Here is a 7,354-nt window from a genome sequence, read left to right as displayed (position 1 = left end):
CCGTGCAGGCTGATGCACTGCATGCCTATCACTATGCCGTACTGCCGGAATTCGTGGCCGAAGCGTCTGAACATCATGTGGTCTATCATCCCTGGACCGTGAATGATCCCGGGCGGATGAAGGAATTAATCGATGCCGGGGTAGCTGGAATAATAACTGATTATCCGGATATGCTCTCCGGTCTGCTTGCTGCCAAGGGAGTGTGAGGGTGTGAAAAAAGTCTGGCTGCTGGGCTTCGGTTTTTTCAGCATCAGCATCACATGGAGCTTATATAATGCGTTCGTACCTTTCTTTCTGGAAAAATACGTTAACAGCGTGGCACTGATCAGCTTTATGATGACGATCGATAATTATTTTGCACTGTTTCTGCAGCCGTGGATCGGCAACCGCAGTGACCGGACCATCAGCCGCTACGGACGCAGAATGCCTTATCTGCTGATCGGAATGCCGCTGGCAGCCGTGCTGACGATCCTGATTCCATACCATAGCGGACTGTTCACCCTGCTGCTGTTCATGATGCTGATGAACCTGGCCATGAGCCTGTACCGTTCGCCGACCGTTGCGCTGATGCCCGATATTACACCGGAGCCGCAGCGGACGAAGGCCAACGGGCTGGTTAACTTTATGGGCGGGGTCGGATCGATTCTCGCCTTTGGTGCCGGTTCCATACTCTATGATGCGAACCCGGCACTGCCGTTCCTCGTGGCCGGACTGATTACACTGCTCTGCCTGCTGATCGTAGCACGTTTCATTCAAGAGGACCGGGATGGCGTGAATACGGACAGCGTCCGCTCCAGTCTGCAGGCACAAGAAAATAGCGCCCCGCTGCCGGATAACGCCGTCATTCCGCAGCTCAAGCCTGCGCGGATTTCGCTGCTGAAGCAGCTGGACCGCACGACCTTTTGGCTGCTGGCGGCTATCTTTTTCTGGTTCGTGGCTTATCAGGGGGTGGAAACCTTATTTACCTTGTACGGGAAACATCACCTGGGACTTAGTGAAAAGGCTGCTTCGTTCTCGCTTACGTTCTTCTCGCTGGCCTTCGTAGCCTTTGCGATCCCCAGCGGCTGGCTGGGCGGGCGGTTCGGCAAGAAAAAAATGATTATTACTGGCGTTATCGGGTTGACGGCAGTCTTTGCCTTGGTGGGCTTTGCGGAAAATCTGCTTATGCTGCGGGGGCTGCTGCTAACCGGCGGGATATTCTGGGCCTGCATCAATATTAATTCCTATCCTTACGTTGTGGCTACGGGAACCGAGGAGAGCATCGGCACCCGCACCGGAATGTATTATCTGGTCTCCTCGCTTGCCGCGATCAGCTCCCCGCCGGTGCTCGGGCTGCTGATCGACCTGACAGATTACTCGGTCCTGTTCTACGCGGCAGCAGGCAGCATGGCCGTTGCCCTGCTCTGCCTGTTCATGATGGATGGACAACGTAACGGCACAGCAGAATCCGCTGATTAATTCGCTCTATAGCTGCCAAGCACATTCACCGGCTGAATGACATTGCCTTGCTTGTGTACCGCATAACGGCCTCTGCCCAGCTGCTTGGCATGGTACATGGCCGAATCGGCTTCCTTCAGGAGACGCGCGGGATCAATTCTGCCGTGGCTGATCGTAATGCCGATACTGGCAGACACGAACAGCTCATGCCGCTCGAGCTGATAATTCCGGGTCGTTTTCTCCAGAATTCGCAAGGCGAGCTGTTCAGCCTCCTTACGGCCGCAGCGTTTCGCAATGATTACGAATTCATCGCCGCCGATCCGGAAGATATGCCGCTTGCCCTTGGCCGAGAATTGCTTCAGCGTCCCGCCGACGGCCTGGAGCAGCAAATCACCGGCATGATGGCCAAGCTTGTCATTAATCGATTTGAACCGGTTCAGGTCAAGATACAGCACGGCAAGCTGTTCATTCGGTTTGCAGTGCTCCCAGAAGTGATCCATTCCATTCTTATTGAACAGGCTGGTTAAGCTGTCTCTGTACGCAAGCTCCTTAAGCTGATCCCTCTCGGCCAGCACCTGGCGGGCCCGGGTGAACAGCAGCAGCAGCAAGGTAAGGGTCAGCAAGTAGAGCGCCAATGCGAAGAACAGGCTGCCGCCGGCCGGCTGAAGCCCGGTTACTGCCCCCCTGCCGAGCAGGTGCATGCCGCCTAATCCGCTGCTGGCCAGAAGAATAATTAGGCTCGTGCGCACTGCACGGGCTCTTTGATGTTTAATTGCTAAATTCTGCGAGAGCCGGAGAATCGCGTAAGCTGTCAAAGCTGCAATAAGGACTGAGAATACGGCTAACATATAATTCCGCGCTTCTTCCATCGTTTTCGAACACTTCCTTTTACATGTAGATAGAAAAAACAACATAGTGAACAGCTGCAGCTGTAAAAGCTTGTAAACAGGCAAGTGATCAGTATTATGCTTATTATCGGCAGGTCAGGTCCGTTTCTCCATGGAATGATTTGGAATAGCGAGGAGGATATAGCTGAGCTGTCTAATTCTCAATATGTTTGACGCAATTGTAGAGCTCACAGGTCCAGGTTGTGCCGGTATAGACTAACCATGTGAGGGAAGTATTCTTCAGGAACACACTCACATCCAGTTCAGGCACCAGTCCGCTCAAGGTGCTGCGGAGGATTGCGCCGTGGCTGACCACCAGTACATGCCGGCCCGGATGCCGCTGCGCAATTTCTTCAATCGCCCGGCTCCCTCTGAGCCGGCCGGATTCATTCTTCTCCAGACCCAGCTCCAGCGTTCTCCATTCTTTTCCCCAGCGCTCTATAAGTTCCTGCTCCGTCGTGCCCTCCAGCAAGCCGCCGTCCATCTCCCGGATTCCCGGTACCCATCCTGCAACAGAAAGACCAAGTCTTGCCGCGATAACCTCTGCTGTCTGTCTTGCTCGGAGCAGGTCGCTAGAATAAATATAGTCCCATTTCTCCGTACTTAGCCGCTCCGCAAGAGCCGCTGCCTGCTCCAGGCCCTCTTCATCCAGGGGATTATCGGTATGGCCCTGTATTCGGCCTTCTTTATTCCATAAAGTACTACCATGCCGGATTAAACCAATTGTTGTCATTGTAACTAACCGCCTTTGCGCAAAATGAAATCAAGTATCAGAGAATTATATACGAAATCCGACACAGGCGCATGTCATTATACGCACATTTAAGTGCAGAGCCTCATTTGACGATATAAAGACAATACATAATAAGTCAAAAGGAGATTCTGTTCATGTCTAAGAAAGTCTTCACCCTTGTCCTGTCCCTGTTCCTAATGCTCACCACGCTTCCTTCCCTGCTGCCCGGTGCGGCAGCCGCAGCAGCGCCTAAAAATGCCGTCTATGTGGACAAAGGGAATCATTCATTTATCCCGCTGCGCTTCTTAAACGGTCTGTTTGGCCTCCGTGCGGGTCTGACTGCAGATGCGAAATCCATAGAAATTGCCGGAGACAAAAACTCGCTCCTCCTTACCCTTGGCCAAGCTTCAGCTTCGGTTAACGGCAAAGCTGTTCCAATAAGCGATCTGCCCTTCAGCGAGAACGGCACGACCTATGTTCCGCTCTCCCTTGTCAGCACGACACTTGGCATCGGGCTGGAATGGAACAAAGAGCCCGCTTCCGTTACACTCACATTAGGCGGTGCCGAAGCAACCTTGCCGGTGCTAAGCGGAACGCTCATGAAGGCGGGCTCCTCTACCGTAACCAGCGCGAAACATACATATAAAGTCGGCTCCAGATCATTCTCTGTGCAGACAGTTACCGTCTCTTTGCTACACCCTTCTGTCCGGCTGGATGCTGTACTTGCCGGAAATACGGTCGGCAAGACGGAAGCGCTCGGCAGCATTGCCAAACGAAGCGGAGCCGTTGCCGCGATCAACGGAACTTTTTTTGATGCTTATACAGAAGGAGCCTACAAAGCCCCTTATGGCTATATCATCAGCGGCGGCAAAATGCTGAAGAACAGCCCCGGTGACCGCCGGACGGTATTTGCCTATGACCGCAATCTGCTGGCTGAGCTGATTCCCGGCAGTCAATTCAGCGCACGGTTCCAGCGCGGGACCGTTGAAGGGGCGCTGCAGGCCGGTCCCCGGCTGCTGGTTAATGGCAGTGTATCACTGAACGTCGCCGCCGAAGGCTTCAAGGACCCCAAAATATTGACTGGCGGCGGAGCCCGCAGCGCACTCGGCCTTACCCGCGATCACAAGCTGATCCTGCTGACCACCGGCGGGGCTACCATCCCGCAGCTGGCTCAGATTATGAAGCAGGCAGGCGCTTATCAGGCGATGAATCTGGATGGCGGTGCCTCCAGCGGCCTGTATTATAACGGGAAATATTTGACCACTCCGGGACGTCTGATCAGTAATGCACTGGTTGTCAGTACCCGGTAATTAAATTCATAGAAGCTTAACATTCAGAGGGTGTTCTGCGGCTGCATATGGCCTGCGGATACCCTCTTTATCATGTCCGCCAATTTCATACAGCAGGCAGAATAAGGAATGAACGGCCGGGGGATAATACTCCCACCTTATCCAGAATTAGCAGTGAAGGAGGAGAAGCTGTGCCCGTTCATTCCAAGCAAGGCCGCAAGAATAAAAAGGACCCTGTTGAAACTTTTATCTCCGCGCCTTGTCCCTTGAGCCCCTCACTCGATGAGACTTTGCAGGAGATCCGTCTAAGGATCGGTACAAGCTCGGATGTGATCATCCGCAGATTCACTAATGAATCGTTAAGCTCTCTCGCTCTGGCTTTTATTTATATTGATGGTCTCGTCAACGCAGATACCGTTAATCAGACCGTAATTCAGCCGCTGATGGAGCATGTCACACTGAAAAGTGACGCCATCACCGCAGATAAAGCCTATGCTCTGATTAAAGACCAGATGCTGCCCATCGGGGGCGTCCAGGAAGGTAAAACCGTCGAGCATATGCTGTCTTTGCTGTTTGAGGGCTACACCCTGATTCTATTTAACGGGCTTACGATGGCGCTCGCCGCAGACACCTCCGGCTATGAGAAGAGAAGCGTCAATGAACCCACTTCCCAGGGCGTTATCCGTGGTCCCAAGGAAGGGTTCACCGAAAGCCTGCGGGTCGGCACCTCCATGCTCAGACGAAGACTCAAAACCTCTGAACTCCGGATAGAAGAATATAAAATTGGCCAGCGCACCGGGACGGGTGTAGCTCTTGTCTACCTGCAGGGAATTGCCAGTGAAGAGGTGCTTGCAGAAATCCGCCGCCGGTTGAACGGCATTATTACGGACAGTATTCTGGAAAGCAATTACATCGAGGAATTCATTCAAGACGGCGGGCTGACCCCGTTTCCTACCATTCAGAATACGGAACGCCCTGATGCGGTGGCCGGAGGGCTTCTGGAGGGGCAGGTCGGGATTATTATTGACGGTACGCCCTTTGCGCTGCTAGCGCCGTCCACCTTCTTTAATTTTTTTCAATCCAGCGAAGATTACTATCAGCGTTACGATATTTCTTCCTTTCTGCGGCTGATCCGTTATGGCGCTTTCTTTGTCTCTATGCTGCTGCCTGCCTTGTATATTGCTGTCACCACGTTTCACCAGGAAATGCTGCCGACCACACTGCTGATCAGTCTGGCCGCCCAGCGTGAAGGGGTACCGCTTCCGGCGCTGGCAGAAGCGCTGCTCATGGAGCTCACCTTCGATGTGCTGCGTGAGGCGGGAGTCCGGATGCCCCGCACCATTGGTCCGGCGATTTCCATTGTCGGAGCGCTGGTGCTGGGACAAGCTGCCGTTTCTGCCGGTCTGGTATCGGCGGCGATGGTTATCGTCGTCTCGTTTACCGCCATCTCCAACTTTGTTATTCCTTCACTGGCTATCGCCAACTCGATTCGTCTGATCCGGTTTTTACTGATGCTGATTGCCGCTACGCTCGGTCTGTTCGGCATTATGTCCTTTTTGATGGTGCTGCTGATCCATCTGGCAGGACTGTATTCGTTCGGCGTACCTTACCTGTCACCAGTAGCTCCGATGATCCCGCGCTACCTGAAAGATATCTTTATCCGTGTCCCGCTCTGGAATATGCCTATGCGGCCTAAGACCGACCTGGGTAAAGAAACGCGCAGACAAGGTCCGGATCTGAAACCGCAGTCGATCGAAAATCAGAAGAAGAAAGCGCAACTAACAGGGCAGCAACAAAAACCGCAGGGAGAGGATCAGGCTTGAATGGAAAGATCGGCACCACCCAGGCAGCCATGCTCGTCATCAACACGATTCTGCCGACAGCAACCGTTGTTCTCCCCCGTCATCATCAGCAACTACGCCGAACAGGACGCGCCACTCTCCATTCTATTCTCCACCCTGGCGGGACTTATCGTTGCTGCCATCGTCGGAACGGCCATCCGTGTAAGCAACGGCGCTCCCTTTCTCACATGGGTGGGTGAGAGAAGCTCGCCGGGCGTAGCCACAGTACTGGGTCTTCTTATGCTGCAGTTCTATCTGGATACAACCTCCACGATCTTGCGGGAATTCGTCAATTTCATTAAAGATAATGTGCTGCTGAACACACCTGTGACCGTCCTGGTCATCCTGATCCTGATCATTACGATTTATATGGTCAGACAGGGCATCGAATCCATTGCCAGAGTGAACAGCATTATAATCCTGCTCTATGTATTCTTCGTGCCGCTGTTCGTGTTCGGATTAATAGATGAAATGAACGTGCACCAGCTGCTGCCGATGTTTGACCACTCCCTGGCTTCATTGACGCTGGCCAGCATTACACCGACTACCTGGATGTCTGAAGTGGCCGTGCTGCTGTTTCTGGCCCCGTATCTCAAGGATCCGCAAAAGGCAAGGATCGCCGGATGGACAGGTCTTCTATTTGTTGGCCTGCTGATGCTCTTTTCGCTGGTTACGGCGTTAATGGTGTTCGGACCTGAGTTTATCAAGCTAAACGCCTATCCGGGTTTCGCGGCTGCAGGGGTGGTTCATTTCGGCACTTTTTTCGAGAAGCTGGATATCCTGTTCACCTCCTATTGGGTGTTGTCCATCTATCTCAAATTTTCCATCTTCCTGTTTGTAACCGTCGAGTGCTTCAAGCAAACCTTCCGGGTAAGCAGCAGCCGGCCGTTTATCGGAGCCTTGGGGCTAGTAATCGCCTTGGAGTGCCTGTTCACCTGGCAGAATATGGACAAACTGAACCTCTATAACAAGGAAGGCCGGTTCGTGACCTTCTTCCTGTTTAATGTGCTTGTACCGCTGGCAGCCATTTTGCTTCACCGGTCCCAGCGCTCCAGAGCCAAAAGAAAGGAGTATGAAACATGAAGCAGCGGAAGCAGGCTATCCAGCCGGAAGCCAATTTGTCACTACCTGCTGCGGGACGGCCCTCGCTTGCAGCAAGAAGAACAT

General features: G+C 53.2%; 7 protein-coding genes. 5 read left to right on the top strand and 2 right to left on the bottom strand.

Annotated elements, in window-relative coordinates; translation table 11 throughout:
• Positions 1–206: glycerophosphodiester phosphodiesterase (locus AQR02_RS33355; protein WP_280818591.1), on the top strand; the 206-nt coding region annotated here is incomplete at its 5' end.
• A 4-nt stretch (positions 207–210) separates the two neighbouring features.
• Positions 211–1,458, top strand: a complete 1,248-nt coding sequence (locus tag AQR02_RS01845) for an SLC45 family MFS transporter (protein ID WP_054939141.1) — start codon at positions 211–213, stop codon at positions 1,456–1,458.
• Here the strand turns inward: AQR02_RS01845 and AQR02_RS01840 are convergent.
• Together AQR02_RS01840 and AQR02_RS01835 are read right to left on the bottom strand one after the other, a co-directional pair.
• A complete protein-coding gene (locus AQR02_RS01840) occupies positions 1,455–2,252 on the bottom strand; it encodes a GGDEF domain-containing protein (RefSeq protein ID WP_209444110.1) in 798 nt (265 codons plus the stop codon). The genes AQR02_RS01845 and AQR02_RS01840 overlap by 4 nt on opposite strands.
• 226 nt (positions 2,253–2,478) lie before the next feature.
• Positions 2,479–3,057 (bottom strand): histidine phosphatase family protein, encoded by a 579-nt coding sequence (locus AQR02_RS01835; protein ID WP_054939139.1) that lies wholly within the window; start codon positions 3,055–3,057, stop codon positions 2,479–2,481.
• A gap of 155 nt (positions 3,058–3,212) precedes the next feature.
• Here AQR02_RS01835 and AQR02_RS01830 point away from each other — a divergent pair, with 155 nt between their 5' ends.
• From AQR02_RS01830 to AQR02_RS01820, 3 genes are all read left to right on the top strand, one after another.
• Entirely contained in the window at positions 3,213–4,367 is a 1,155-nt protein-coding gene (locus tag AQR02_RS01830) for a phosphodiester glycosidase family protein (RefSeq protein ID WP_054939138.1), read from the top strand.
• Positions 4,368–4,537: 170 nt separating this feature from the next.
• Positions 4,538–6,169, top strand: coding sequence for a spore germination protein (locus AQR02_RS01825; protein WP_245237042.1), 1,632 nt, complete (start codon positions 4,538–4,540; stop codon positions 6,167–6,169).
• Positions 6,170–7,270, top strand: coding sequence for a GerAB/ArcD/ProY family transporter (locus AQR02_RS01820; RefSeq protein ID WP_108721955.1), 1,101 nt, complete (start codon positions 6,170–6,172; stop codon positions 7,268–7,270).
• Positions 7,271–7,354: the final 84 nt, after the last annotated feature.

Origin of the sequence: Paenibacillus ihuae (assembly GCF_001368795.1) — a bacterium.
GTDB classification, from domain to species: Bacteria; Bacillota; Bacilli; order Paenibacillales; family Paenibacillaceae; genus Paenibacillus_AQ; species Paenibacillus_AQ ihuae.
Note: the sequence above shows the minus strand (reverse complement) of the source record. Positions and strands in the feature narration are given on the sequence as shown.